Below are 24,757 nucleotides of genomic sequence, written 5' to 3'. Positions count from 1 at the left end.
GTGAGCGACCTCCCTCCAGCGCAGGCCTCGTCGGCCCTGCGCGTCGTGCTCGCGGCCGAGGCGCTGCGCTTCACATGGCCCTCGGCCAAGACTCCGTGCATCGACATCGAGGCCTTCCGCATCACTGCCGGCGAATCGGTGTTCCTGCACGGCCCGAGCGGCTGCGGCAAGAGCACGCTGCTGTCGCTGCTGGCCGGCGTGCTGGTGGCCGACGAAGGCCGCGTCACGCTGCTGGGCCACGACTGGTCGAAGCTCTCGGGCACGCAGCGCGACCGCAGCCGCGTGGCGCACGTGGGCTACATCTTCCAGCAGTTCAACCTGCTGCCGTACCTGAGCGTGATCGACAACGTGCTGCTGCCCTGCCGCTTCTCGCAGCGGCGCGAGGCCAATGCGTCGCGCAACGGCAGCTCGCGCGGCGAGGCCGAGCACCTGCTCGACCAGATGGGGCTGGACCGCAACCTGTGGGGCCGCCAGGCGCTGCAGCTCTCGGTGGGCCAGCAGCAGCGCGTGGCCGTCGGCGCGCGCGCTCATCGGCCAGCCCGAGGTGGTGATCGCCGACGAGCCCACCTCCGCGCTCGACGAGGACCGGCGCGAAGCCTTCCTCGACGTGCTGCTGACGGCCTGCGCCGAGCACCGCAGCGCACTCGTGTTCGTGAGCCATGACCAGCGCATCGCGCAGCGCTTCGCGCGGCATGTGCTGCTGCCTGAAATCAACCGCGCCGCCACCAACGCGATGGCGGTGGATGCATGAAAGCACTCTTTTCCATCGCATGGCGCAGCGCCTGGAACCGGCGCTTCACGCTCGCGCTGACGGTGTTCTCCATCGCGCTTTCCACGTTCCTGCTGCTGGGCGTGGAACGCATCCGCACCGAGCTGCGCGAGAACTTCGCATCGTCCGTCTCGGGCACCGACCTGATCGTCGGCGCGCGCACCGGCTCCACGCAGCTGCTGCTGTACTCGGTGTTCCGCATCGGCGCGGCCACCAACAACATCTCGTGGAAGAGCGTGCAGGCGCTGTCGGCGCATCCGGGCGTCGACTGGGTGGTGCCGCTGTCGCTCGGCGATTCGCATCGCGGCTTCGCGGTGCTGGCCACGTCCACCGACTACTTCACCCGCTTCCGCTACGGCGACAGGCAGACGCTGAAGCTGCGCGAGGGCAAGCCCTTCAGCGAGCTCTTCGACGCAGTGGTCGGCGCCGAGGTGGCCGACAAGCTCAGCTACCACGTGGGCCAGAAGATCACGCTCGCGCACGGCAGCGGCGAACTCAACGTGGCCGAGCATGCGGACAAGCCCTTCACCGTGGTCGGCGTGCTCGCGCGCACCGGCACGCCGGTCGACCGCACGGTGCACATCGGCCTCGCGGCGATGGAAGCCATCCACCTCGAATGGGTGGGCGGCGCGCCGATGCCGGGCGTGCACATCTCGCCCGAGCAGGTGCGCAAGTTCGACCTCACGCCCAAGAACGTGACGGCCGTGCTGGTGGGCCTGAAGAACCGCGCTGCCGTGTTCGGCGTGCAGCGCTGGATCTCGACCTACACCGGCGAGCCGCTGATGGCCATCCTGCCTGGCGTGGCGCTCGACGAGCTGTGGAGCGTGATCGGCATCGGCGAGAACGCGCTGCTGCTGATGTCGGCACTTGTCGCGCTGGTGAGCCTCGCGGGGCTGGTGTCGGTGGTGATGGCGGGTCTGAACGAGCGCCGCCGAGAGCTCGCGGTGCTGCGTGCGGTGGGCGCGGGCCTGCGCCATGTGCTAGCGCTGCTCGCGCTCGAAGGCGCGCTGGTCACGGTGCTCGGCGTGGTGCTGGGCTTGGTGATGGCGGTGCTTGGCATCGCCCTGCTCTCGCCATGGCTGCAGTCGCAGTTCGGGCTGACACTGAGCCTTTCCGAACCTACACTGAACGAATGGCTGCTGATGGCGAGCCTGCTGGCCGCCGGTTGGCTGGCGAGCCTGCTGCCCGGCATCCGCGCCTATCGCCTCTCCCTTGCAGACGGCCTCTCGCCGAGGATTTGAACCATGCCCATCGCACAGAAGACCTTGTCCACGAGCAAAGCTTTCACTCGGCTTTCAATGCTGATCGCAGGTGCCGGCCTCGCCGCCGCCGCATGGGCCGCCGAGCCTGCCCCCAAGGACACCACCGCCACCAATCCGCTGGGCGGAAAGGCATCGCCCGCAACGGCGGCCAAGCCCGCTACCGGCCAGCCGCGCCAGATCACCTGGGAAGAACTGGTGCCCAAGGACTGGGACCCGGCCAAGGAGTTCAAGGGCATGGACCTGAGCGCACTCGACGACGGCGACCCGCGCGCCAACGAGCTGCTCATGAAGATGCAGGAGGTGTCGAACAACGCGCCGACCAATCCGGCGATGAACGGCGCGGAGATCAAGATCCCCGGCTTCATCGTGCCTCTCGAAGAAGCCAAGGGCGAGGTCACCGAATTCCTGCTGGTGCCCTACTTCGGCGCCTGCATCCACACGCCGCCGCCGCCTGCCAACCAGATCCTGCACGTGGTGCCGCAGAAGGGCGCCAAGTTCCGCGCCATGGACACCGTGTGGGTCACCGGCAAGCTGCAGACGCTGCGCAACGATTCGATGATGGGCGTGAGCGGCTATCACGTGAGCGCGGCCACCGTCACCAAGTACACCGGCGGCTCCAAGTAGAAGGCTAGGAGGCCGCGGCCTCCGCCCCGTGTGGTTCTGCGCCGACAGGCTTGACGGCACGGAACCGACACAGACCGTTGCATCCGCGGCGCAAGCTCTGTCATCGCTTGCTGCCGAGTTCCGTTGAAGAAGTCCGGGCATGCCCCGGGCGTCTTCATGGAAATCCAGATGACAAAAAAACTCCCTACTGCCCCGCGGCTGTTGACGATCTCGCTGTGCATCGGCGCCCTCGTCCTCGCAGGCTGCGACAAGGGCCCCACGAACACTCCCGCCCCGCTCGCTTCGACGCAGGATCCGGCGACTTCCATCCCACCGCCTTCGGTGCCGCAGACGCAGCAGCAGCCTCCAGCCGCCGCGCCCGTGCAGGCCGCCTACACGCCACCGAGCGCCGAGCAGCTCTACCAGATGGTCGCACCCATCGCGCTCTACCCCGACAAGCTGGTGGCGCAGATCCTGGCCGGCGCCACCTATCCCGACCAGATCACCGCGGCGCACGACTGGCTCGCGCAGAACCGCAACCTCAGGGCCGGTCCGCTGGCCGATGCCGCCAACCAGCAGCCGTGGGACCCGAGCGTGAAGTCGCTCACCGCCTTCCGCCCCGTCCTCGACCAGATGGCCGGCAACATCCCGTGGACCCAGGCGCTCGGGCAGGCCTACTACAACGACCCGGCCGACGTCATGAACGCGATCCAGGTCATGCGCCAGCGCGCGGCGAAGGCGGGCCGCCTCAAGAACAACGACAAGCTGCGCGTGGCCACCGCCGCGCCGCCGCCCAACTACGCACCCGCTCCCGACGTGCAGCCCGTGTACGCGGGCCCCGCGGTGGTCGAACCGCCGCAGGAGTTCATCACCATCGAGCCGGTGCAGCCCGACGTGGTGTACGTGCCTGCCTACGACCCGCAGGTGATCTACGGCGCGCCGCAGCCTGTGTATCCGGGCTACGCGTACGCGCCGCCGGTGCAGGTGGTGTCTACGCCGGGCTACAGCGGCGGCCAGGTGCTGGCGGCCGGTGCGCTCGCATTCGGCGCGGGTGTGATCGTGGGCGCCGCGCTCGAGCGCCACGACTGGGGCTGGCATTCGTGGAACATGAACTGGGGCGCGCCGCGCTGGCGCGACCGCGGCCCCGCCGTGCAGCCGGCGTACGCGCGGCCGGCGGTGGTCTACAACAACAGCACCTACGTCTCGCGCTCGACCACGGTGGTCAACAACGTGCGCAACGTCAACATCTACAACAACAACGGCGGACCGCGCGGCGTGCTCCCGCCGGGAGCGCCGCCCAACTTCGCTGCAGGGCCGGGTGCCGCGCAACAGGTGCAGCAACAGCAGCAGCGGGCCCTCTTCGCCCAACAGCAGGCCCAGCAGCAGCAGGCCCAGCAACAAGCGCAGCAACAGCAACAACAGCGCCTCCAGCAGCAGGCCGCACTCGCGCAGCAGCAGCAGCAGCAGCAACAACAGCAGGCACGGGCGCAGCAGCAAGCCCAGCAGCGTCAACAGGAACAGATCCAGCGCCAGCAGGCCATGCAGCAACGGCAGGCACAGGACCAGTCCCGCCAGCAGCAACAGCAGATGGCCCAACAGGAGCAGACGCGCCGCCAGCAGCAGATGCAGCAACAGGCCCAGCAGCAGGCGCGCGACCAGCAGGCCCGCCAGGCGCGGGGACTGGTGCAGACCCAGCAACCCCAGCAGGCGCAACTCGCACAGCAGCGCCAGCAACAGCAGGCCGCGCAGGAGCAACAACGCCAGCAGCAGGCCCAGCTCGAACAATCACGCCGCCAGCAGACGCAGCAGGACCAGATGCGGCGCCAGCAGCAGGCGGATCAGCAAGCGCGTGCGCAACAGCAGGCCCAGCGGCAACAGGAGCAGATCCAGCGCCAGCAGGCCCAGCAACAGCAGCAGGCGCAGAACCAGGCCCGCCAGCAGCAACAGCAGATGGCCCAGCAGGAGCAGATGCGCCGCCAACAACAGGCGCAGCAGCAGGCACAGCAACAGGCCCAGCAGCAGGCCGCGCGCATGCAGCAGCAACAGCAGATGCAGGCCATGCAGCAACAGCGCCAGCAGCAGATGCAGCAGCAACAGGCCCGCGCGCAGCAGCAGGCGCAACAGCAGGCTCAACACCAACAGCAGCAGGCCCAGCAACAGCAGCAACGCATGGCCGCCGCGGCCGCGGCACGGCAGCAGCAGCAACAACAGCACCAGCAGCACCGGCCCGGCGACCCCAGGCAGCAGCAATAGTGCGGCGCCCGGCGGCGCCTGCCGCCGGTCTCAGTTCTTGCCGATCTCGGTCAGCAGGCGCGTGACGAGATAGATGCGCGGCACGATCGAGTCGACCTCGATGTACTCGTCGCGTGCGTGATAGCCGAAGCCCGCGAGGCCGAAGCTCTCGACCACCGTGGCCTTGCCCGAGCGGCCCGCAAAGCCCGCGTCGGTGCCGCCGCCGGTCATCGGCGTCAGCACGAGCTCGCGATCGATTTCCTTGTAGATGGCCTGCGCCTTCTCGGCCAGCGCGCGGCCCTTGTCTCCCGCGATGAAGGCCGGGCGGCCCACCTCCACTTTCACCGTGGTCTCTGTGTCGGGGATCAGCTTGCCGGAGGCGACCTTCGCCTGCAGCGCCTCGGCGAGCTTCTTCTCGGCGCCGGGCTGGGTGATGCGGATGTCGCCCTGGGCCTGCGCCTTCTCGGTGATCTGGTTGAGCGGGCCGGTGGCGCGCGCCACGGTCCAGTTGAGCGTGGCGCCGGGGATGTCCTTGGCGAGGTCCTTGGTCTGCAGCATCTGGTACGACAGCTCGTACAGTGCGTTGCGGCCCAGTTCAGGCGCGGCGCCCGCGTGCGACGCCCGGCCCTTCACCTCGAGCGTGGCGGTGGCAATGCCGGCCGCGCCGAGCAGCAGCGACTCGCCCTTGGCCACCGACTTCGCCGCCGTCGGCTCGAACGACAGCACCGTGTCGTGCTGGTCGGCAATCGTCGCGATCAGCTCGCCGGAGCCGACCGAGCCCACTTCCTCGTCGGGGTTCATCAGCACGGTGAGCGTGTCGTAGTCGCGCCAGCCGGCGTCGGCCAGGATCTTCAGCGAAGCCAGCATGACCGCGAGGCCGCCCTTGTCGTCGGCGATGCCGGGGCCGTAGATGCGGTTGCCGTCGACCTTGTACGGCTGGCTGCCCAGGATGCCCGCCGCGTACACGGTGTCCATGTGGCCCTGCAGCATGATCTTGCGCTTCCCAGTGCCCTTGAGGGTGCCGATCACGATGTCGGCGCCCGCGCCGGCCGTCGCCTTGCGGCGCTCGGTCTTGAAGCCGGCGGCCTTCAGCCTCCCCTCCACCACGTCGGCCATCTTGAGCAGGCCGTCGACGTTGAGGCTGCCCGATTCGATCAGCACCATTTCCTTGAGGTTGTCGATCACCGCCGGCTGCGCCTTCTCGGCCGCCGCGAGCAGCTTCGCATCGGGCGCGGCATGCGCGCCGGCGGCGGCACCGAGCGCGAGACCGCAGGCCAGGGCCATGGAACGAAGCGGGAAGGAGGGCAAACGCAAGGTCATGGTGTTTTTCTCGGGAGTGGATGACGGCGCACAGCATATCCAGCCCGACCCGCATGGCGAGCAAATCGGGGACACGCCGCGAAGGCGGCCGGGCCATGGCGCGCCGGGCTCCACTCCCGGCCCCGGTACTCAGTACTGTTCGAAGATGCGCTGCAGTTCCTTGGGATCGCTGGTCCTGGTCAGCCCCAGCATCAGGAGGATGCGGGCCTTCTGCGCGGTATGCATCATCGAGCTCACGAAGCCGGCTTCGGTGAACGGGCCGGTCGGCGTGACGATGCCGCTCACGGTGCGGGAACCGACGACGACGGCCACGCCCTTCTGCTGCGCGGCCTTCAGGCTCTGCATCGTGACCTCGGGCATGTTCGCATGGCCCACGCCAGCGTTGACGATGCCCCTGGCGCCGGCGGCCACGGCCGCGTCGATGAGCACGCCGTCCGAGCCCAGCGTCGTGTAGTTGATGTCCACGCGCGGCAGCTTCTGCAGACCGGAGACATCGAACTCGCTGTGCACGGTGTGCCGCTTCAGCGGCTGTGCGACGAAGAACGGCGTCGAGTTCTGCATGTAGCCCAGGTCGCCGCCGTCCAGGCTCTTGAAGGTGGCGACGTTGGTCGTGTTGGTCTTGGTCACGCTGAACGCGCTGCCGATCACCTCGTTCATGCTCACCATCACGCCCTTGTCGCGGGCCGAGGGGCTTGCCGCAAGCGCCACCGCGTTGACCAGGTTCAGCGGGCCGTCCGCGCTCATGCCGGTGCTGGGACGCATCGAGCCCACCAGCACGACGGGCTTGGCGCTCTTGACCACCAGGTTGAGGAAGTAGGCCGTTTCCTCGAGCGTGTCGGTCCCGTGGGTGATCACCACGCCGTCGACGTTCTTCGACGCGAGGATCTCGTTGGTGCGCTTCGCCAGCGTGAGCCAGTTGTCGATGCCCAGCTTGGAGCTGCCGACATTGAAGATCTGCTCGCCCGTGATGTTGGCGAACTTCTCGATCTCGGGCACGGCAGCCACCAATGCCTCGACGCCCACGGGCTTGAGACCCTTGCTCAGCCCGTAGTCGGTGAGCGCCAGGCTGTCCGCGCCCCGGCTGGCGATGGTGCCGCCGGTGGCCAGGATCACCACGTTGGGCTTGGCCGGGGGTCTGCGTCTGCGCGCCTGCCTGCCCGGCGCCTCCGAGGAGGCCGATGGCTGACAGAAACGTCAAGGCGATCTTCTTGGGGTTCATGATTCGACGGTTTTGAAGGAAGGAGGAAAGAAAGAGAAATGCCGGATCAGTGCCGCTCGAGCACCCTGCCCGGCCGCAGGCCGGTGGGGCGCTGCCCGTCCCAGACCCGCTGTCCGTTGACCCAGACGCCCTCGATGCCGCGGCTGGCCTGCACGGGTTGGTCGAAGGTCGCGAGATCCGTCACGCGCTGCGGATCGAAGGCCACCAGGTCGGCCCGCAAGCCGGGTTGCAGCAGGCCCCTGTCGCGCAGCCCGTAGTTGGCTGCGGCCAGGCCGGTCATCTTGTGGACGGCGGCTTCCAGGGTCAGCAGGCCCTTGTCGCGAACCAGCCGCGACAGCACCCGCGTGAAGGTGCCCCATTGGCGAGGATGCGGGTGCGGGTCGAACGGCAGCCCGTCGGATCCGACCATGGTGCGCGGGTGCGCCAGGATGCGCTCGACGTCGCGCTCGTCCATCAGGAAGTAGATGGCGCCTGCGGGCGCGAGCCGCTGCAGCATGGCGTCGTCGTCCAGCCCCCATTCGCGCTGGAGCTCCGCGAAGTCGCGCCCCTGGGCGGACGGATCGCCCTTGGACCACGCGATGAGCGTGCGGCGCGCCAGCCGCACGCGGTCGAGCCGCAGCATGGTCGAGGTGGCCGGATAGGGATGGCAGTCGAGGCACACCGGCTGCATCGCACCGGCCTCTTCGATCCGCGCGAGCGTCTGCACGGAGCGGCCGTGGTTGCGCTCGCCCGCCAGCTTGTGGTGCGAGAACACGACGCGCGCCGCCAGCGCGCGCCCGATCTCCAGGGCCTCCTCGATGGCATCGTCGATCCGGTCGGATTCGTCGCGCAGGTGAACCGCGTAGACCATGCCACCACGGCCCCGCATGGTCTCGCCGATGTCGATGATCTCCTGCGTGGTGGCGTGCTGCGCGGGCGGATAGAAGGTGCCGGTGGACATGCCGAAGGCACCCGCGTCCAGCGCTTCGGCCAGCAGCCCGCGCATGCTTGCGCATTCCTCGGAGGTCGCGGGCCGCTGCAGGTCGTCCATCGTGCTCACGCGCAGGCTGGCGTGCCCCACGAGCGGAATCACGTTGACCGCCGCGGGCGCTTCCCGCAGGGCCTGCATCCAGGCGGAGAAGGTCGGGTAGCGGAACAGTTCGGGCGGCCCGAGCAGGTCCAGCGGCTGCGGCAGCGGGCAGCCAGGCGGAACGGGCGCCAGGCTCACGCCGCAGTTGCCGGTCACCACCGTGGTCACGCCCTGCGAGACCTTGGGCACGATGTCCGGATGCGCCAGCAGGTAGCCGTCGTCGTGGGTGTGGGAGTCGATGAAGCCGGGTGCCACGGCCAGTCCGTCGAGCTCGACGACCTCGGCGCCGGCAAGCTCGCTTCCCGGCGGCAGGATGTCCGCGATGGTGTCGCCTTCGAGCAGCACGTCCGCGCGGCGCGGCGGGGAGCCGCTGCCGTCGATCACCGTGCCGCCGCGCAGGAGCACCGGCGGCCGCGATGGCGTCGCGAGGCCCGCCATCAGTCGAGCTTCTCGATGCGGTTGCGCTCGATCAGCTCTCCCCAGCGCCTGGTCTCGCGGTCGATGGTGCGCTGGAAGTCGGCGGGCGTGCCGCCGGCCGGCACGGCGCCCAGCTTGGCGAGGCCCTCGCGCACGCTGGGGGTGGCCAGCGCGGCGTTGATGGCGGCGTTGAGCTTCTCGATCACCTCGCGCGGCGTGCCGCGCGGCGCGACCACGCCGCCCCAGGCCACGGTCTCGTAGCCCTTGATGCCCGCCTCGTCCAGCGTGGGCACGTTGGGCAGCATGGCGATGCGCCTGGCGCTGCTCACCGCGAGCGCGCGCACCTTGCCGGACGCGACCAGCGGACCGACCTCGGAAGAGTTGGCGAACAGGTAGTCGATGCGCCCGCCCATCAGGTCCTGCAGCGCGGCCGGCCCGCCGTTGTAGGGAACGAAGAGCACGTCGATGCCGGCCATGCTGCGGAACAGCTCGCCGCCCATGTGGCCGGTGGTACCGATGCCGGGTGCGCCGAAGGACAGCTTGCCCGGCTGCTTGCGCGCCGCGGCCACCAGCCCGGGCACGTCCTGGATGGGCGACTCCCTGGGCACGATCAGCACGTTGTAGAGGTCGAAGGCCTGGGCCACCGGCATCAGGTCGCGGTTCACGTCGTAGGGCAGCTTCTTGAACAGCGTGCGGTTGACCGCCAGCGTGTTCACGTTGCCGTAGCCGATGGTGTAGCCGTCGGCCGGCTTGCTCTTGATCTGCAGGATGCCGATGTTGCCTGCCGCGCCGGGGCGGTTCTCGATGACCACCGGCACGCCCAGCGACTTCGAGACCTCGTTGGTCACGAGCCGCGAGAGCACGTCGGGCGAGCCGCCGGCCGCCGAGGGCACGACGAAGGTGATGGGCCTCTCGGGCCACGCGGCCCAGGTAGGGGCCGAGCCTGCCAGCAGGCCGAAGGCGGCGGCCAGCACGGCCATCGGGCGGGAGAACTTGCGATGGGTCATCGGAAGGGGATCTTTCGTGGAAGTGGGAAAGGGATGGCGCCTCAGTGCCCCAGGCGGCAGTGCGCGATCGCGGCCAGGGCCAGCGCGTCGATGGAGTCCGTGAGCACGCAGTCGAACTCGCCGCGCCGGTGATGCGGAACCGCCAGCGGCAGCTCGGTGCAGCCGAGCACCACGGCCTTCGCGCCGCGTGCGACCAGCGCGCGGATGCCTTGTGCTGCAGGTTCCCAGGCGGCATCGACCTGCCCGGACTTGACCGCCGCGATGGCCGCCACGCAATGGCGCTGCACGTCGTCGGCTGCGGGCACGATCGCCTCGTACCCCGCCTGCTCCAGCGCCCGCTGGTACAGGCCGAGCGCCAGCGTGGCCGGCGTGCCGAGCACGCCCACCTTGCCCTGCAGGAGCCCGTGGCCCCGCAGGTCCTGCACCACCGCCTCGGCGATGTTGAGCAACGGCAGATGGGTGGCGCCCTTCAGGTCGTCGAACCAGAGGTGCGCGGTGTTGCAGGGCACGGCGATGCAGCCGGCGCCCGCTGCCTCCAGCAGCCGGATGCCGCGCTGCATGGCCGGCAGCGGGCTCTCGCCGCCCTGCAGCATGGCGCTCGAGCGATCAGGGATGCGCGGGTCGTTGCACAGGATCGTCGGGATGTGGTCCTGGTCGACGGCGGCCTCGGTCAGCTGCACCATCCGCAGCGCGAAGGTCGCGCCCGCCAGCGGCCCCATGCCGCCCAGGATGCCCAGCGCGCTCGGCGCCGGCTGACGTACGCTCACGGCAGCGGATCCCCCGCGCCGGTGCGCTCGACAATCAGGCGGTAGTGCTCCGGACGGCGGTGCTTGGCGAAGTTGAAGACGTGCTCGCGGAAGTGCGCGCCCAGCGCGAGGTCGGCGCGCACGCAGATCACTTCGTCCTCCTCGCTCACCGTGCGCGCGACGATCTCCCCGGTCGGCGCCACGATCACGGAGCTTCCGATCATGTGGTGCCCGTCTTCCGAGCCGCACTTGGCTGCCGCCGCCACCCAGATGCCGTTCTGGTAGGCATTGGCCTGCAGCGAGATCAGATGCGTGGTGGTGCGCAGGTGCGCCGGCTCGTTCCAGTGGATGTTGAGCGAGGGCGTGTTGTAGCCCAGCACCACCACCTCGGCGCCCTGCAGCGCCATCACGCGGTAGGTCTCGGGCCAGCGGCGGTCGTTGCACAGGCACATGCCAATGCGCACGCCATCGGTGTCGAAGGCGCGGAAGCCCAGGTCGCCGACCTCGAAGAACTTCTTTTCAAGATGCTGGAAGGGAGCCTCGGGCTTGTGTTCCGAATGGCCGGGCAGGTGGATCTTGCGGTAGCGGCCCGCGATGCCGCCGTCGCGCCCGACGATCACCGCCGAGTTGAAGCCGCGCCCGTCCCCGGTGAGTTCCGCGTAGCCGAGATAGAAGCCCACGCCGAGCCTGCGCGCCTCGTCGAACAGCGGCTGCGTCGCCGGACCGGGCATGCTGCGCTCGAAGAAGCGCTCGCGGGCTTCCTCCTCGGTCATCCAGTAACGCGGGAAGAAGGTGGTGAGCGCGAGCTCGGGGAAAGTCACGAACTCCGCGCCGCGGCTGTGGGCCTGGCGCAGCATGTCCACCAGGCGTGCCACCACGGACTCGCGGCTGTCCGACAGGTGGACCGGGCCCATCTGGGCGACGGCGAGGCCGAGAAAACGTGGGGGAGAGCCTGGGCGCGATGTCATCTGAACCTTCTTCGTTGCAGCCGTGTGACTGGTGCAATCGATTATTCGAAGCGGTTCGCGCGACGTCGAATTCCGATTTGTCGCTCGGGTTTAACAGCGTGCTAAAGGCCTGCCTTCCGATGGTGCGCAGGCGCCCCGCCGCACCGGCGCAGGGCGCGGCAAGCCCCTCGGGACGCGCTCAGCGCAGGATCTCGTCGTCGTCCGCCAGAGGCAGCGCCAGCCCGCGCTGCAGCAGCACGCTGTGCAGCGCGCGCAGCAGCGCCTGGGCCGCGGGCGACAGCGGCTCGGTCTGCAGGTACACCAGGTCGGCCACGATCGGCAGTGCGTCGCGCACCGGTATCGCCACGAAGTGCGAACCCAGCCAGCCCTGCAGCGAATACTCGTCCACCAGCGCCACGCCCGCGCCGGCATGCACCAGCGAGCAGGCGTACTGGGGCGAGGTGACTTCCACGCTGATGCGCGGCGAGGCATCGCGGGTCTCGAACATCTGGTCGATGCGCAGGCCCAGCGGCGAGCCGTGCGGATAGCCGATGAACTCGTGGGGCAGCAGCTCGTCCAGGCCGACTTCCTGGTACGCGGCCAGCGGGTGGCTGCGCGGGCAGATGCACATCAGGCGGCTGCTGGCCAGAGGTTTGGTGGCGAGGTTCGGGTGGTCGACCGGAAAGGTGGAAATGCCCAGGTCGGCCCGCTGCTGCAGGATGCGCTCCTTCAGCGCCTCGTGCGTGAGGCAGTGGAAATGGACCTGCACGTCGGGCATCGCGTTGCGCAGCTGCGCGATCGCCTGCGGCACCAGCGTCTGCCCGATGCTCGGGCTCGAGAGAATGCTCAGCAGGCTGCGCCGCCGCAGCGCGAGCTCGTGCGAAAGGCTGCCGATGCGCTGCACGCCGCCATAGACCTGCTCGACTTCCAGGTACAGGCGCCGCGCCTCCGCCGTGGCATGCAGGCGTCCCTTCACCCGTTCGAAGAGCAGGAAGCCCAGGCGCGTCTCGGTATGCGAGAGCAGCCGGCTGACGGCCGGAATGGAAACATGGAGCAGCCGCGCGGCGCCGCTGACGGAGCCGGTGATCATCACCGCGCGGAATACCTCGATCTGTCGCAGGTTCATGCCTGATTTTCCGATATCGGCGCGCCGACGATGTCCCCGCGCGCTTTCCTTTCTGTAGACAATGGCCCGATCCAAACCGGTGAAAGGTTCAAGATGTCAGCCGACGACTGGTGGAAGCACGGCATCGTCTATCAGGTCTATCCGCGTTCGTTCCAGGACAGCGACGGCGACGGCATCGGAGACCTCGACGGCATCCGGGCACGGCTGGACCACCTGGTCTCGCTCGGCGTCGATGCCGTCTGGATCTCGCCGGTCTACCCGTCGCCGATGGCCGACTTCGGCTACGACATCTCCAACTTCTGCGACATCGATCCGCGCTTCGGCACGCTCGATAGTTTCGATGCGCTGGTGCGGGAGGCCCACGCGAAGGGGCTCAGGCTCATCATGGACTTCGTGCCCAACCACACCTCCGATCGCCATCCGTGGTTCGTGCACAGCCGCAGCGCACGCAGCGATCCGCATCGCGACTGGTACATCTGGCGCGACCCCGCCCCCGGCGGCGGGCCGCCCAACAACTGGCTCAGCAACTTCGGCGGCCCGGCCTGGAGCTTCGATGCGGCCACCGGCCAGTACTACGCCCATTCGTTCCTGAAGGAGCAGCCCGACCTCAACTGGCGCAACCCCGAGGTGCGCGCCGCGATGTACGAGGTGATGCGCTTCTGGCTGCGGCGCGGCGTGGACGGGTTCCGCGTGGACGTGCTCTCCCAGATCGTCAAGGACGCGCAGTTCCGCGACAACCCGCCGAACCTGGACTTCGTCGAGGGCCAGGACCCGTTCCTGCGCTGGACGATGCTCTACAACACCGACCTGCCCGAGGTGCAGCCGATCGTGGCCGAGATGCGCTACGTGGTCGACGAGTTCAGCGACGCGCGCTCGTCGCGCGTGCTGATCGGCGAGCTCTACCTGCCGCTCGACCGGCTGGTCGCCTACTACGGCCCGAATGCGGAAGGCCTGCAGCTGCCCTTCAACTTCCAGCTGATATCGACCGAGTGGCAGGCGGCGCGCATCGACCGCTTCGTGCGCGACTACGAAGCCGCCCTGCCCCCCGGCGCCCAGCCGAACTGGGTGCTGGGCAACCACGACAAGTCCCGCATCGCGAGCCGCGCCGGGCCGCGCATGGCCCGGCTCGCGGCCATGCTGCTGCTCACGCTGCGCGGCACGCCGACGATCTACTACGGCGACGAGATCGGCATGGCGGACGTTCCCATTCCCGCCGACGAAGTGCAGGACCCGTTCGAGAAGAACAAGCCCGGCATGGGCCTGGGTCGCGATCCGGTGAGAACGCCGATGCAGTGGAGCGCCGCGGAACACGCGGGCTTCACGACCGGCACGCCGTGGCTGCGGCTGGCGGCCGACTGGCGAACGTGCAACGTCGAGGCGCAGTCGCGCGACCCGCGTTCCATGCTGGCGCTCCACGGGCGCCTGATCGCACTGCGCCGCGCGAAGCCCGCGCTGCACCGGGGCAGCCATGAAGCGCTCGAGGCCGGCGACGAGGTTCTCGCCTACGCGCGCGAGTGCGAGGGACAGCGGCTGGTGGTTGTCCTGAACTTCGGTGCCGCCGCAGCGCCCGTGCCGCCAGCGCTGTTGCCGCGGCAGCCTGTGGTGCTGGCATCGACCGATCCCGAGCGCGCCGGATCGATCGATGGCCCCTTGGTACTGGCGCCCGGCGAAGGCGTCGTGATCGGCACCTGAGCGCGACCGGGAAAGCGCGGCAGGGAATCAGGGCTTGCCGCCCTGGATCTCGATGTAGCTGCGCGCGTGCCAGCGCACGCGCACGGGCCATTTCGCGTCGGCGATGGTTTCGGAGTTCACGTCCTTGCCGCTGCCGTAGTTGACCTGCCTGTCGGCGCGCCGGTTGATGCCGACCACCAGCACGATGCGGCTGCCTGCCGAGAGCCTGCGAGCCGTCACGCGCTCGGTGGTGAACGCAAGCAGCTGCCGCTCCCCCGCCCGCAGGAGCCGCCGGCGCACGCGATGGCCGGCATAGCTGGCGCGGAAGTCGTAGGGATCGAACAGCAGCAGGTATTCGCCGCTCGCCGTCTGCTCGTACAGCGAGACGTTGAAGTCCATGTCCTGCCGCGACGGCGTGATGTCGAACACGCCGCGCAGGCTGCCGGCGATTTCGGTGTCTTCGGTCAGCGGATCGCTGGCGAAGCTGATGCCGTTGCGCGCCGTCAGCCGGTCCGCTCGCAACGCGTCCGGCCAGGGGATGCGCGCGTCTCGTCGATCGGCCAGATCGACCGCGAGCCGCGCATTGCCGCCGCCCTCGGAGGGCGATGGCAGCAGGCCGTGCGGTTCGTCGCGCCTGCGGGTGTCGAGGTACAGGCGCAGCCGGGGGCGCTCCGGCGCCTCCAGTGCCGGCACGTGGCGCCAGCGGTCCGCGCCCATCACCTGGTAATTGACGCGGTCCAGCAGCAGCGAAGGTTTGTCGGCGCCCTTCAGGACGTGGTCTAGCCATTGGTAGCGCAGCCCGGGCAGGTCGACGCGCGCGACGGGGTCGGTCGTGTAGCCGCGCAGCGTGGCCGCCGTGCCGCGCCGGATCGAACCCGCGTCGTAGGGGCCGAGCAGCAGCGTCGTGTCGGCCTGCGGCCGGTTGCGAAGATGCTCGTTGTGGAAATAGAGCGCGCCGGCATCGGCGCCGTAGTAGCCGGCGATGCCGAGCACCGGGATGTCGATGCGCGCGAACTGCTGCGCCGAGGGCAGGAACTTCTGCCAGAAGCGGTCGTGGCTCGGGTGCGTCAGCCAGGACCGGATCAGCCTGCTGCGCTTGCCCAGCAGCACGCGGTCGATGTCCCAGTAGGGTCGGTTGCCGCGGTGCCAGCGCGCGTCCAGTGCCTGCCAGACCGCATCGGGGCCCGCGTCGGCGTCGATGCCGGCGTGCAGCGGCTCGGCCAGCGCGTGCTCCTGCGCCCAGCGGACCATGGCGTTGCGGAAGATCTGCCCCGCCATCGGGAAGTCGATGCCCGGCGCCATCGGCGCGATGGTGGCGATGGCCTTGAGCGCCGGCGGCTTCCTGCGGGCCGCCGCCCAGGCGGCGTAGCCGGAGTAGCCTTCGCCGAGCATCGCGACGCGGCCGTCGCTCCACGGCTGCCGGGCGATCCAGTCGATGACTGCGGCGGCGTCATCGCCGTCGCGCACGAACGGCCACACCGCGCCCTTGCCGTCGGGCGTGCGCCCGCGCACGTACGCGGTGACGCCCACGTAACCCCTGGCGGCGCTCAGGCGGGCGTCGTCTTCCGAAGGGTCGAGCGTGAAGCGCAGCAGCGCCGGCAGGCCTCCATCGGCACGGCCGGGCCGGATCACGCTGGCATGGATGACGCCCCCGCGCACGGGAATCCTCACGTCGGCTTCCGCCACGTAGCGGCTGCCGTTCTGCGCCGCGAACAATTCGGGCAGCAGCGCATTGAAGCCGCGGCGCGACTGGTAGGACAGCCAGGTCCGCACCAGTGCCAGGGCATCGGCCTCCGGCAGGCTGCCCTTCGCGCGCCACTGGTCGAAAGCCTGGCGCAGCGGCTCCCTGAACGCCGCCGGCGGAATCTCCAGCCGCGCCATGACGGCCTGCGCCTGCGGGTTGTCGAGCGGCGACACCAGTTCGTGGAACGAGCGCGCATAGGCTTCGGCGAAGCCGGTGCGCCCGTCCGCCTCGAGCATGCGCGCGTTCGCATAGATGCCGTCGAGCACCGCCCGCTCGGCCAGCAGGTCGAAGGGCTTGCCCTGGCGCCGCTCGCGCAGGGACTTGCTGCTGCCAGCGGCCGCGCGGTAGGCGCCGCTGACGATCTGCAGGGCGGTCACGTTGGCCAGGAAGGAGTCGGTGTCCGCGTCCTGGTACACGGGCAGGATGCGCTCGGCCAGATCGCGCATCAGGCCCTCGGCGGCGGGATCGTCCGGATCGCGCGGCGGCCGGAAGCCGAAGTCCGCCGCCCAGGTCCACGAGGGCAAGGCAGGCAGCGCGAGACCCAGCCGCATGAGGGCGCGGCGCACGCGGCTGACGGTCGACACTTTGCGTCTCATGGTCGCGGCTCCTCGGGCACGTCGTGCGGCGCCTTGACCAGATGCACCACCTGCGTGAACAGCCGGTCGTGCGCCCCGCCGGCCGAGCCTATGTGAATGATGCCCGTGCGCGTGAGCTTGCCCAGCGCGCCGATTATCAGTTCGAGCGTGTCGTCGTCGAAGGCGCCGAAGGCCTCGTCCATCACCAGCCAGGGCGGCGCCTGCAGCACCACGCGGGCGAAGCCCAGGCGCAGCTGCTCGTCCATGCTGAGTTCGCTCTCCCAGCGGCCCGTCCTGTCCAGCAGGGGCTCCAGGCGGTGCAGGCCAACGCTCTGCAGCGCGGCCACCAGCGCTTCCCGCGGATAGGTCGCCGGCTCCATCGCATACGACAGCACCTCGGCCAGCGTGCCGCGGGGAATGTAGGGCGTGCCGCGCGGCATGTAGTGGATCGTCTCGCCGACGGGTCTTCGCACGGTGCCCGAGCCCCAGGGCCACAGGCCCGCGAGCGCCCGGAACAGCAGCGTCTTCTCGGTGCCCGGCGTGCCGAGGACCAGCACGCACTGGCCGGGCCGCACGGCGAGCCCCGGCACGTCCAGCCGGTCATGGCCGCTCCAGGAGCGGACCTCGAGCGCATCGATCGCGAGCGTCCCTTCTTCGCCCTCCTCGTAGGCGATGCGGCTGCCGCCCGCCTGCGATTCCAGGTCGGAGGCCAGCATCCGTCGCAGGTCGGTCACGCGCAGCAGCGTGGCGCGCCAGTCGGCAATGATGCTGAAGTTGTCGACGAACCAGCGCAGCGACGACTGCGCCTGCGTGAAGGCCGCGGCGGCCATCATCAGGCCGCCGAAGGACACCTTGCCCGAGAAATACAGCGGCGCCGCCACCAGCGTCGGCGCGATGACGGTGACCCAGCCGAAGCCCGCGGTGGCCCAGGTCAGGTTGGTCAGCCCGAGCACCACGCGCGAGGTGGCGCGCAGCACGTCGCCGAAATGCAGCGCGACGCGGCGCTTCTCGTCGGCCTCGCCGCCGGCCAGGGAGATGCCGTCGAGGTGCTCGTTGATGCGCGTGAGCGAGAAGCGCAGCTCGCCCTCGCGCGCGTAGCGTTCGGCGTTGCGCGAAATCAGGCCATTGCCCACCCAGTAGGTGACCAGCGAGCCGACGACCGCGTAGCCGATCGCCGCCCACAGCATGAAGCCCGGCAGCACGTGGTCCTGGCCGTTGAAGAAGATGCTGAAGTCCTTGGAGAGCACCCACAGCACGCTCGCGAAGCTGCCGAACAGCATCGTGGCCTGCAGCAGGCCCACGCCGAGGTTGACCGAGAGGTCGCACAGCTTCAGCGTGTCCTCGTGCATGCGCTGGTCGGGGTGAGCCCCCATCGGGCCGCTGGCCTGGAGCCAGAACGCACGGCGCGGCTGCAGCCACAGCCCGACGAGGTCGCTGACCACGGCCTCGCGCAGCCTCATCTGCAGGGTTTCGCTCAGCCACCGCTGCGCGACGTTCAGCACCAGCAGCGCGCCCGCGATCACCGCGAAGACGCCGACCTGCACGATGAATTCGTTCAGGTCGCGGCGCGAGATCGCGTCGTAGAAGGGCTTGTTCCAGCTGTTGAGCTCGATCTGCCCATACGCCGTGAGCCCGATCACCACGACGATCGCGGCCAGCAGGCCGACCAGCTTCTTCGCGACAGGAGACACGCGCAGGGCGCCGAGCAGCTCGCCGACCTGGCCGAAGACGCCGACCCTTGCGGCCGGCTCGGTGCGGTCGTCCGGGCTCGTGCTCATCCCTGCTGCGGCGCCTGGCTGGCGGCGAGCGCGGCGCGGCGCGCCGAGACGCACGAAATGAAGGCGGCATGGCTCCAGGCGAGCTGCTTCGCCGAGGTCTGCGCGCCGCTGCGCTGGTCGAACTGTTCCGACAGGTCGCCGCTTTTCGGCGTGTAGGCGCGCACGGTGGCGAGGTAGGCGTCGCCGCGCTCCAGCCACTGCCGCCGATGGCGCGCGTCGCCGCCCTCCGCCGCCGCGGCGCGGAAGCAGAACTCGGCGGCGCCGAGCGTCGAGAAGTAGTACGCGCCGCCCGAGCAGTACACGTCGCCGTCGTACCGCCCCATCGCAGCGCCATGGCCAGCAGCGCGGCCGTGGTTGATCGGGTAGGCCGCGTCGAACAGCGCGTCGAGCCGCGCCAGCGTGGCCTGCATGCGCGCATCGGTCGGGCCGTGCGCGGGCGCGGTGCCGAGACTGTGGATCGCGGACAGGATCACGGCGATGTCCAGCGCCTTCGGGCTGGGCTGCCCGTCCGGGAGCATGCGCGAACGGTAGTAGCCGCGCGTCCCGTCGCGGCCGCCGTCATCGGCTTCCTCGTCCACCCAGTAGCCGTCGAGCAGGCTCAGAACGGCCTGCGACTCCTCCCGGCAGCGCCGCGCCTCGGCCGTCTCGCCCAGTCCCTCCAGCCACGCCGCGCCTTCGGCCAGCGCGGCCGCCGAGACGCGCAGCGTGTAGTAGTGGTGGCCGCTTTCCTCCTCCCAGATGTCGAAGGAGGGCTCGCGCCAGTGGCGCAGCGTGAAGTCGAGGTCGAAGCGGATCAGCGACGCGACCTCGGCCAGCAGCGCGGCATCGAGATGCCCGCCGGCCACCCAGCGCAGCAGCGCCAGCGCGCGCAGCGGCGGTCCGTCGTGCTGGGGGCGCGCCCACCGCAGGATGTCGAGCGTGCCGTCGGGGTTCACCCGCGTCTCGGCGACGACTGCGTCGCCGTGCACGCCCGCGAGTTCATCGTCCTCGCGCAGGTACTGCAGCAGTCCGGGCGCCACGCGCGCCCTGCGGTCCTGCACCGCGACCACCGCGCGGCCGTCGAGTCCGTTCAGGGCAAGGCTGAAGCGGGTGAAGTCGCGCAGGTGCCGCAGGGCCTCGTCACCGATGCGCCGGTCGGCATGGAGCAGGCGCAGCGCATCGATGACGACGGCGGAATCGCGGAACCAATGGAAGAAGTAGTCCGGGTCGGGGTCGTAGTTGCCGAGGACGGGCGAGGCGACGATGGCACCGGCGACCGGCCGCACGGTCTGGCCGAAGCCGTCCCTGTGCTTGACGATCGACACCGGCGAGATGCTGCTCAGCATCGCGCTCGCCGAATGCGAGAGCTGCCGTTCGAGCCAGGACTCGAGCGCCGGGTCTTGCCGGTTCACCGCGCCGAAGCTCACGCAGGCGACTCCCACGCGGGCGACTCCAGATGCGGGCTGCTGAAGTCCAGGCGGCGCAGCCCGGCCTGCACCTCGGGCGCGCTCATGAACAGCTTCCACAGCAGGCCCGTGCGGTGGTTCTCCATCATCACCACGATCGGGCCCTGGTCGATGGCGAGGTAGGTGTCCGCGAACCAGCCGCGCGACTCGCAGAACGCGTCGACGAAGCCGTAGTCCCGCCAGAGCCGCTCGCCATGCGCGGTGAGGAAATGCCGCAGCACCTTCATCACCTCGGCGGGTGCGTACGGCAGGCTGGCCAGCGCGGCCGTGGGCGAGATGGTGCCGTTGTCGTTGTTCGGGTCGTGCGCGAGGTAGCCGTCGGGGTCGTCGCTCGCGGTCAGGCCCCAGCACGATTCGCCGTAGCCCTTGAAGCCGCGCGGATTGGCGATGCAGTGCGCGCGGTTGACCTGCACGTGGCGGCGGTTGAGCTCCCAGTAGTCGGCGTAGCGGTCCTTCAGCCCGCGCGGATCGAGGCCGCAGAACGAGTAGTGCGCGAAGAACAGCGGCCCGCCGTTCGGCGGTCCCAGCGGCAGTTCGATGCCGTGGTACGAGCGGCCATTGAGAAAGTCGGGGCCGGAGGCGTAGCCGCGGTGGTAGACCTTCGGATCGATCGCGTGGGTCGGCGATGCCGCGGCCATGAAGTAGGTGATGAGGCACTCGTTCCAGCCATGCACCTCGTGGTTCATCGCCCAGCCGTGGTTCGGGCTCCAGTGCCAGTACAGCACGTCGCGCCCGCCCTGGGTGAACCAGTTCCATTCGACCTCGTGCCACAGCGTGTCGAAGTCGGCGCGCAACCGGCGCACCATGGCCGTGTCCTCGTTGAAATACTGGCGCGCGCACAGCAGGCCCATGCAGAGGAACGAGGTCTCGACCAGGTCGCCCGCGTCGTCCTTCGGGCTCATCGGGATCGTCTTGCCGCTCGCCCCGTCCATGAAGTGCGGGAAGGTGCCGTGGTAGCGCCTGGCGCGAAGGAGCGCGTCGCGCATGCGGCCCAGGCGCTCCAGCGCCGCTTCTCGCGAGACCCAGCCGCGCTCCACCGCGACGATCAGCGCCATGATGCCGAAGCCCGTGCCGCCGATCGCCACCCTCTCGTCGGCCAGGTCTTCGCCCGTGGCGCGGACCAGCGTACGGCGGTCCAGCGCCAGGCCGCTGGCGGCATCCGCGCCGTCCCAGAAGTAGCGGAAGGTCTGGCGCTGCACGGCGTCGATCAAGGCTTCGTCGGGCAGGGCAGCCAGCGCCCCGGGGCTCTTGTCATCCTTCAGCACGAACGGTTCCTTTCGCAGTTGTCCGCAGTTGTCCCGGCCTGTCACTTCCGGTTTCATCGAGGCATCGGCGCCACACGGCCGATGGCCCTCACCCGCAGCATGCCATCATTAGGTCCCCTGGGTTCTATTCGAAATCCCTGATGAGCCGCATCGATACCCTCATGGCCCGGATGACGCTGCCCGAGAAACTCGGCCAGCTCACGATGACCGCCTCCAGCTACACGGTCACCGGACCGGTGCTCGCGGGAGACTCCACGCAGTCCATCATCGACGGCACCGTCGGCAACCTGCTGAACATGGTCGGCGCCGGGCCCACGCACGAGATGCAGCGCCTGGCCGTCGAGAAGTCGAGGCTCGGCATTCCGCTGCTGATCGGCCTGGACATCATCCATGGCCATCGCACGCTCTTTCCCATCCCGCTCGCGGAGGCCGGCACCTTCGACGAGGCGCTGTGGGAGCGCACGGCGCACGAGGCCGCGCGCGAAGGCGCCGCCGACGGCCTGGCGATGACCTTCGCGCCGATGCTCGACGTCTCGCGCGATCCGCGCTGGGGCCGCACCGCGGAGGGCCCCGGCGAAGACCCCTGGCTCAACGCGCGCATCGCGCAGGCCAAGGTGCGCGGCTTCCAGGGTGCCGACCTGTCGTCGGCCGAATCGCTGGCCGCGTGCGCGAAGCATTTCGTCGCATACGGCGGGGTCAACGCGGGGCGGGAATACGCCCCGGTCGACATCTCCGAGCGCACCCTGCACGAAGTGCACCTGCCGGGCTTCGCGGCGGCCGTGCGCGCGGGCGTTGCGACGCTGATGCCCGCCTTCACCGATCTCAACGGCGTGCCGATGACGGCGCACGTCCCGTTGCTGCGCGACTGGCTGCGCGGCGAGATGGGCTTCGACGGCGTCATCGTCAGCGACTACAACGCGATCGCGGAGCTGATCAAGCACGGCGTGGCCGCCGACCTGGTCGATGCCGCGGTGCTGGCGCTGAAGGCGGGTGTCGACATCGACATGATGGCCGACGCGTACCGCAAGGGCCTGCCCATCGCGCTCGAGCAGGGACGGGTGACGATCGAGGAGATCGACGCGAGCGTGCGCCGCGTGCTGCGGCTCAAGGAGCAGCTGGGCCTGTTCGACGATCCCTACCGCCGCGGCGCGACACCGGAACCCGCGGCGGTCGTCGCCGGGCGGCGCGACGTGGCGCGCGACGCCGCGCGCAAGGCAATCGTCATGCTGAAGAACGAGGGCGACGCCCTGCCCTTGCCCGCGAAGGCGAAAGCGCTGTGCGTCGTCGGCCCGCTAGCCGATGCGGTCACCGAGATGAAGGGTCCGTGGTGGGGCGCCGGCGAACACGAGCCGGCCGTCACCGTGCTTGCCGGCCTGCGCGCCGCATTGCCGCAGACCGATATACGCCACGCGCCGGGCGTCGCCATCGAGAGCGACGACGAGAGCGGCATCGAGGCCGCCGTCGCTCTGTGCGACGGTGCCGACGCCGTGCTGCTGTGCCTGGGCGAGCGCGCCACCATGAGCGGCGAAGCGGCCAGCCGCGCCACGCCCTCTCTTGCCGGCCGGCAGCAGGCGCTGGCCGAGGCGGTGACTGCGCGCGCGAAGGCGCAGGGCATCCCCGTCATCGCGATCCTGTTCTCGGGCCGGCCGCTCGTCGTGCCCTGGCTGGCCGAACACGCCGACGCGCTGCTGGCCGCGTGGTTCCTCGGCGTCGAAGCCGGCAATGCGATCGCCGACGTCCTCACGGGCCAGGCAAGCCCCGGCGGCCGCACGCCGATGAGCTGGCCGCGCGCCGTCGGCCAGGTGCCGGTCTTCTTCGGCCAGCGCCCTTCCGGCCGGCCGATGAGTCCCTCCGACTACTTCACGAGCAAGTACCAGGACGTCGAGAACTCGCCGCTCTATGCCTTCGGCCATGGCCTGACCTACGGCCGGTTTGTCTACGACGAGCTCCAGGTCGAGCCGCGCGGCGTGCACGAGCAGGGCACGCTGAAGATCGGCGTCAGGCTGCGCAACACCGGCGCACGCGAGGCCGAGGAAACCGTCTTCCTCTTCGTTCGCGCCAAGGTCGCCCGCGTCACCCGGCCCCTGCTCGAACTCAAGGGCTACGCGAAGCTGCGGCTGAAGCCCGGCGAAGCCGGTTCGGTAAACCTGGAACTGCCGGCGGCCGAGCTGCGCTATCTGGGGGCCGGACCTGCAGCCCCTGTTCGAGGCGGGCGAGGTCGAGATTCTCGTCGGGCCTAGCGTCGAGCAATCAGGGTTGCTGCGCCAGACCGTCGAGCTGCGTTGAGGCCTGGGCCGCTCAGTTCCAGTTCTCCTGAACCCAGCTGCGCACCTGCGCCCACTGCGTCGATGTCTCGATGTAGTTCAGCGTCGCGCTCACCAGTTCGCCCACGTTCTTGTAGTCGTCCAGCCCGAACGGCTGGGCGAGCGGCAGGTTGGCGCGCATGTAGTTGCCGCCGAGCAGCTGGCCGGCCTGGGTCGCCGCCAGTTCCGCGGTGGCATCCATCGTGAGGTTGAGCAGCGCGGTGGCCGGCACCACGCCGTCGCTGAACGGCCAGAGCCAGTGCGTCACGCCCCAGTCGAGCGGATCGGACACGGAACTTGGCGGCACGCCCACCGGATTGGCGCCGGTGCCCAGCGACAGCATCACGATGTCGGACGTGCCGCTGGCATAGCCCTGGTAGATCGCTTCCACGATCGCCGTCATCGAGGGGTTGTTGGCGAAGGTGCCGCCATCGGCGAAGTAGCCGAAGCCGCCCACCTGGTACGGCGGGAAGTAGGTCGGCGCGGCCGAGGTGGCCAGCGCTGCATCCACCATGCTGATGCCGCGATAGGCGTTGCTCGGGCCGTTGGAGATGGTGCACGGCTCCCAGCTGTTCTGGCTCGCGTCCCACAGCCGCGCGGAGTTGACCGCCACGAAGCGGCCGGCGGAAGACAGCGCGCCGCTGCCCACAAGCTTCTGGGCGACCGACTGCAGGCCGGTGTTGACGTACTGGCACTCGAAGATGCCGGGGCCGCTGCCCAGCAGTTCTTCGGTCGACTGCGCGGGCGCCTTGTCCTGCTGCTTGGCCTGTGCATCCAGCAGCCAGCCGTTGGGCTTGAAGATGGTGGAACCCTCGTTCTCGTAGAGATCGACGATGGCGTCGATGCCCACGCCGTTCACGAGGCCCAGCGAGATCAGCCCGCCGGTGGAAGTGCCGGCGAAGCCGTTCGCGTTGGCGACGACGCCGAAACTCTTGTCCAGGTCCTGGATCAGCAGCGCCGTGATGACACCGCGAATGCCGCCGCCGTCGCAGCAGAGAATCTTGAAAGACATGGCTGTGCTCCTTGCTCGAGTGAATGAACGTCGGCGCGCCTTCTCTCCTCGGTTGCCTGCCTGCCTCCGCGCACCGACGGAAACTGGACACCGGGGCACTGTGGCGCCGCTTCACGCGCCGATCCATTGCGTTCCATTACATCGAACAGGAATGAGAACCTAAGAATTCCTGTGCCTGTCGAGCCCCGATGAAAGAGACAAGGAGGCATCGGTTCGACTACGGCCGAACGCCTTCCGCCCTCGCCGC

The 24,757-nt window shown here is 69.6% G+C and carries 17 protein-coding genes and 1 pseudogene; 6 read left to right on the top strand and 12 right to left on the bottom strand.

Annotated features, from left to right (window positions below):
- The 4 genes and pseudogenes from ACHMXA_RS12250 to ACHMXA_RS12235 all read left to right on the top strand — a co-directional run bounded on the left by ACHMXA_RS12250 (position 1) and on the right by ACHMXA_RS12235 (position 4,887).
- Positions 1 to 751: pseudogene (locus tag ACHMXA_RS12250) on the top strand (ABC transporter ATP-binding protein).
- Complete coding sequence (locus ACHMXA_RS12245) at positions 748 to 2,010, top strand: ABC transporter permease (RefSeq protein WP_176664627.1); 1,263 nt, start codon at positions 748 to 750, stop codon at positions 2,008 to 2,010. The pseudogene ACHMXA_RS12250 and the gene ACHMXA_RS12245 overlap by 4 nt, the downstream one beginning before the upstream one ends.
- Positions 2,011 to 2,013: 3 nt before the next feature.
- On the top strand, positions 2,014 to 2,655 hold the full coding sequence (locus tag ACHMXA_RS12240; RefSeq protein ID WP_176664626.1) for a DUF3299 domain-containing protein: 642 nt from the start codon (positions 2,014 to 2,016) through the stop codon (positions 2,653 to 2,655).
- A 168-nt stretch (positions 2,656 to 2,823) separates the two neighbouring features.
- Positions 2,824 to 4,887: a DUF3300 domain-containing protein gene (locus tag ACHMXA_RS12235; protein WP_176664625.1), complete on the top strand. Its 2,064-nt coding sequence runs from the start codon at positions 2,824 to 2,826 to the stop codon at positions 4,885 to 4,887.
- A gap of 30 nt (positions 4,888 to 4,917) precedes the next feature.
- Here the strand turns inward: ACHMXA_RS12235 and ACHMXA_RS12230 are convergent, their stop codons facing one another.
- The 7 genes from ACHMXA_RS12230 to ACHMXA_RS12200 all read right to left on the bottom strand — a co-directional run bounded on the left by ACHMXA_RS12230 (position 4,918) and on the right by ACHMXA_RS12200 (position 12,717).
- The gene (locus tag ACHMXA_RS12230; RefSeq protein WP_176664624.1) at positions 4,918 to 6,186 is read right to left on the bottom strand and encodes a glutamate carboxypeptidase; all 1,269 of its coding nucleotides are present in this window, start codon (positions 6,184 to 6,186) and stop codon (positions 4,918 to 4,920) included.
- Positions 6,187 to 6,315: 129 nt separating this feature from the next.
- On the bottom strand, positions 6,316 to 7,299 hold the full coding sequence (locus tag ACHMXA_RS12225) for an asparaginase (protein ID WP_395320789.1): 984 nt from the start codon (positions 7,297 to 7,299) through the stop codon (positions 6,316 to 6,318).
- Between the two features lie 152 nt (positions 7,300 to 7,451).
- Positions 7,452 to 8,912: an amidohydrolase family protein gene (locus ACHMXA_RS12220; protein WP_395320788.1), complete on the bottom strand. Its 1,461-nt coding sequence runs from the start codon at positions 8,910 to 8,912 to the stop codon at positions 7,452 to 7,454.
- Entirely contained in the window at positions 8,912 to 9,898 is a 987-nt protein-coding gene (locus tag ACHMXA_RS12215; RefSeq protein ID WP_176664621.1) for a tripartite tricarboxylate transporter substrate binding protein, read from the bottom strand. Before ACHMXA_RS12215 ends, ACHMXA_RS12220 begins: the two co-directional genes overlap by 1 nt.
- A 41-nt stretch (positions 9,899 to 9,939) precedes the next feature.
- Positions 9,940 to 10,617 carry an aspartate/glutamate racemase family protein gene (locus ACHMXA_RS12210; protein ID WP_395321293.1) on the bottom strand — a complete coding sequence of 226 codons (678 nt, stop codon included), beginning with the start codon at positions 10,615 to 10,617 and terminating at the stop codon, positions 9,940 to 9,942.
- A gap of 44 nt (positions 10,618 to 10,661) precedes the next feature.
- Positions 10,662 to 11,612, bottom strand: coding sequence for an N-carbamoyl-D-amino-acid hydrolase (locus tag ACHMXA_RS12205; RefSeq protein ID WP_176664619.1), 951 nt, complete (start codon positions 11,610 to 11,612; stop codon positions 10,662 to 10,664).
- A gap of 178 nt (positions 11,613 to 11,790) precedes the next feature.
- Positions 11,791 to 12,717 carry a LysR family transcriptional regulator gene (locus tag ACHMXA_RS12200; protein WP_176664618.1) on the bottom strand — a complete coding sequence of 309 codons (927 nt, stop codon included), beginning with the start codon at positions 12,715 to 12,717 and terminating at the stop codon, positions 11,791 to 11,793.
- Between the two features lie 93 nt (positions 12,718 to 12,810).
- On the opposite strand from ACHMXA_RS12200, the gene ACHMXA_RS12195 reads away from it, so the two are divergent.
- Positions 12,811 to 14,409, top strand: a complete 1,599-nt coding sequence (locus ACHMXA_RS12195) for an alpha-amylase family glycosyl hydrolase (protein WP_176664617.1) — start codon at positions 12,811 to 12,813, stop codon at positions 14,407 to 14,409.
- A gap of 27 nt (positions 14,410 to 14,436) precedes the next feature.
- On the opposite strand, the gene ACHMXA_RS12190 is transcribed toward ACHMXA_RS12195, so the two are convergent.
- The 4 genes from ACHMXA_RS12190 to ACHMXA_RS12175 are packed head-to-tail and all read right to left on the bottom strand — an operon-like array spanning position 14,437 to position 21,195.
- Positions 14,437 to 16,728: a CocE/NonD family hydrolase gene (locus tag ACHMXA_RS12190; RefSeq protein ID WP_176664616.1), complete on the bottom strand. Its 2,292-nt coding sequence runs from the start codon at positions 16,726 to 16,728 to the stop codon at positions 14,437 to 14,439.
- A complete protein-coding gene (locus ACHMXA_RS12185; protein ID WP_395320785.1) occupies positions 16,725 to 18,485 on the bottom strand; it encodes an ABC transporter ATP-binding protein/permease in 1,761 nt (586 codons plus the stop codon). The genes ACHMXA_RS12190 and ACHMXA_RS12185 overlap by 4 nt, the downstream gene beginning before the upstream one ends.
- Positions 18,482 to 19,906 (bottom strand): glycoside hydrolase family 15 protein, encoded by a 1,425-nt coding sequence (locus tag ACHMXA_RS12180; RefSeq protein ID WP_371132163.1) that lies wholly within the window; start codon positions 19,904 to 19,906, stop codon positions 18,482 to 18,484. Before ACHMXA_RS12180 ends, ACHMXA_RS12185 begins: the two co-directional genes overlap by 4 nt.
- Positions 19,888 to 21,195, bottom strand: coding sequence for a glucoamylase family protein (locus tag ACHMXA_RS12175; RefSeq protein WP_371132162.1), 1,308 nt, complete (start codon positions 21,193 to 21,195; stop codon positions 19,888 to 19,890). The genes ACHMXA_RS12180 and ACHMXA_RS12175 overlap by 19 nt, the downstream gene beginning before the upstream one ends.
- Before the next feature lie 140 nt (positions 21,196 to 21,335).
- On the opposite strand from ACHMXA_RS12175, the gene ACHMXA_RS12170 reads away from it, so the two are divergent.
- A complete protein-coding gene (locus ACHMXA_RS12170) occupies positions 21,336 to 23,435 on the top strand; it encodes a glycoside hydrolase family 3 N-terminal domain-containing protein (RefSeq protein ID WP_395320783.1) in 2,100 nt (699 codons plus the stop codon).
- A gap of 58 nt (positions 23,436 to 23,493) precedes the next feature.
- Here the strand turns inward: ACHMXA_RS12170 and ACHMXA_RS12165 are convergent, their stop codons facing one another.
- The gene (locus ACHMXA_RS12165; protein ID WP_176664613.1) at positions 23,494 to 24,510 is read right to left on the bottom strand and encodes a patatin-like phospholipase family protein; all 1,017 of its coding nucleotides are present in this window, start codon (positions 24,508 to 24,510) and stop codon (positions 23,494 to 23,496) included.
- Positions 24,511 to 24,757 lie beyond the last annotated feature (247 nt).

The sequence above is a fragment of the Variovorax sp. UC74_104 genome (assembly GCF_044055375.1).
Lineage (GTDB): Bacteria > Pseudomonadota > Gammaproteobacteria > Burkholderiales > Burkholderiaceae_C > Variovorax.
The sequence above is the reverse complement of the archived record's forward strand: the minus strand, read 5'-3'. Positions and strand labels throughout refer to the sequence as shown.

What these genes read in the sequence shown, in the direction of transcription:
- ACHMXA_RS12240 (WP_176664626.1), top strand. Translation starts at nt 2,014, where the DNA reads ATGCCCATCGCACAGAAGACCTTGTCCACGAGCAAAGCTTTCACTCGG.
- ACHMXA_RS12185 (WP_395320785.1), bottom strand. Translation starts at nt 18,485, where the DNA reads ATGAGCACGAGCCCGGACGACCGCACCGAGCCGGCCGCAAGGGTCGGC.
- ACHMXA_RS12190 (WP_176664616.1), bottom strand. Translation starts at nt 16,728, where the DNA reads ATGAGACGCAAAGTGTCGACCGTCAGCCGCGTGCGCCGCGCCCTCATG.
- ACHMXA_RS12195 (WP_176664617.1), top strand. Translation starts at nt 12,811, where the DNA reads ATGTCAGCCGACGACTGGTGGAAGCACGGCATCGTCTATCAGGTCTAT.
- ACHMXA_RS12215 (WP_176664621.1), bottom strand. Translation starts at nt 9,898, where the DNA reads ATGACCCATCGCAAGTTCTCCCGCCCGATGGCCGTGCTGGCCGCCGCC.
- ACHMXA_RS12205 (WP_176664619.1), bottom strand. Translation starts at nt 11,612, where the DNA reads ATGACATCGCGCCCAGGCTCTCCCCCACGTTTTCTCGGCCTCGCCGTC.
- ACHMXA_RS12165 (WP_176664613.1), bottom strand. Translation starts at nt 24,510, where the DNA reads ATGTCTTTCAAGATTCTCTGCTGCGACGGCGGCGGCATTCGCGGTGTC.
- ACHMXA_RS12235 (WP_176664625.1), top strand. Translation starts at nt 2,824, where the DNA reads ATGACAAAAAAACTCCCTACTGCCCCGCGGCTGTTGACGATCTCGCTG.
- ACHMXA_RS12245 (WP_176664627.1), top strand. Translation starts at nt 748, where the DNA reads ATGAAAGCACTCTTTTCCATCGCATGGCGCAGCGCCTGGAACCGGCGC.
- ACHMXA_RS12170 (WP_395320783.1), top strand. Translation starts at nt 21,336, where the DNA reads ATGAGCCGCATCGATACCCTCATGGCCCGGATGACGCTGCCCGAGAAA.
- ACHMXA_RS12200 (WP_176664618.1), bottom strand. Translation starts at nt 12,717, where the DNA reads ATGAACCTGCGACAGATCGAGGTATTCCGCGCGGTGATGATCACCGGC.
- ACHMXA_RS12220 (WP_395320788.1), bottom strand. Translation starts at nt 8,912, where the DNA reads ATGGCGGGCCTCGCGACGCCATCGCGGCCGCCGGTGCTCCTGCGCGGC.
- ACHMXA_RS12210 (WP_395321293.1), bottom strand. Translation starts at nt 10,617, where the DNA reads ATGGGGCCGCTGGCGGGCGCGACCTTCGCGCTGCGGATGGTGCAGCTG.
- ACHMXA_RS12230 (WP_176664624.1), bottom strand. Translation starts at nt 6,186, where the DNA reads ATGACCTTGCGTTTGCCCTCCTTCCCGCTTCGTTCCATGGCCCTGGCC.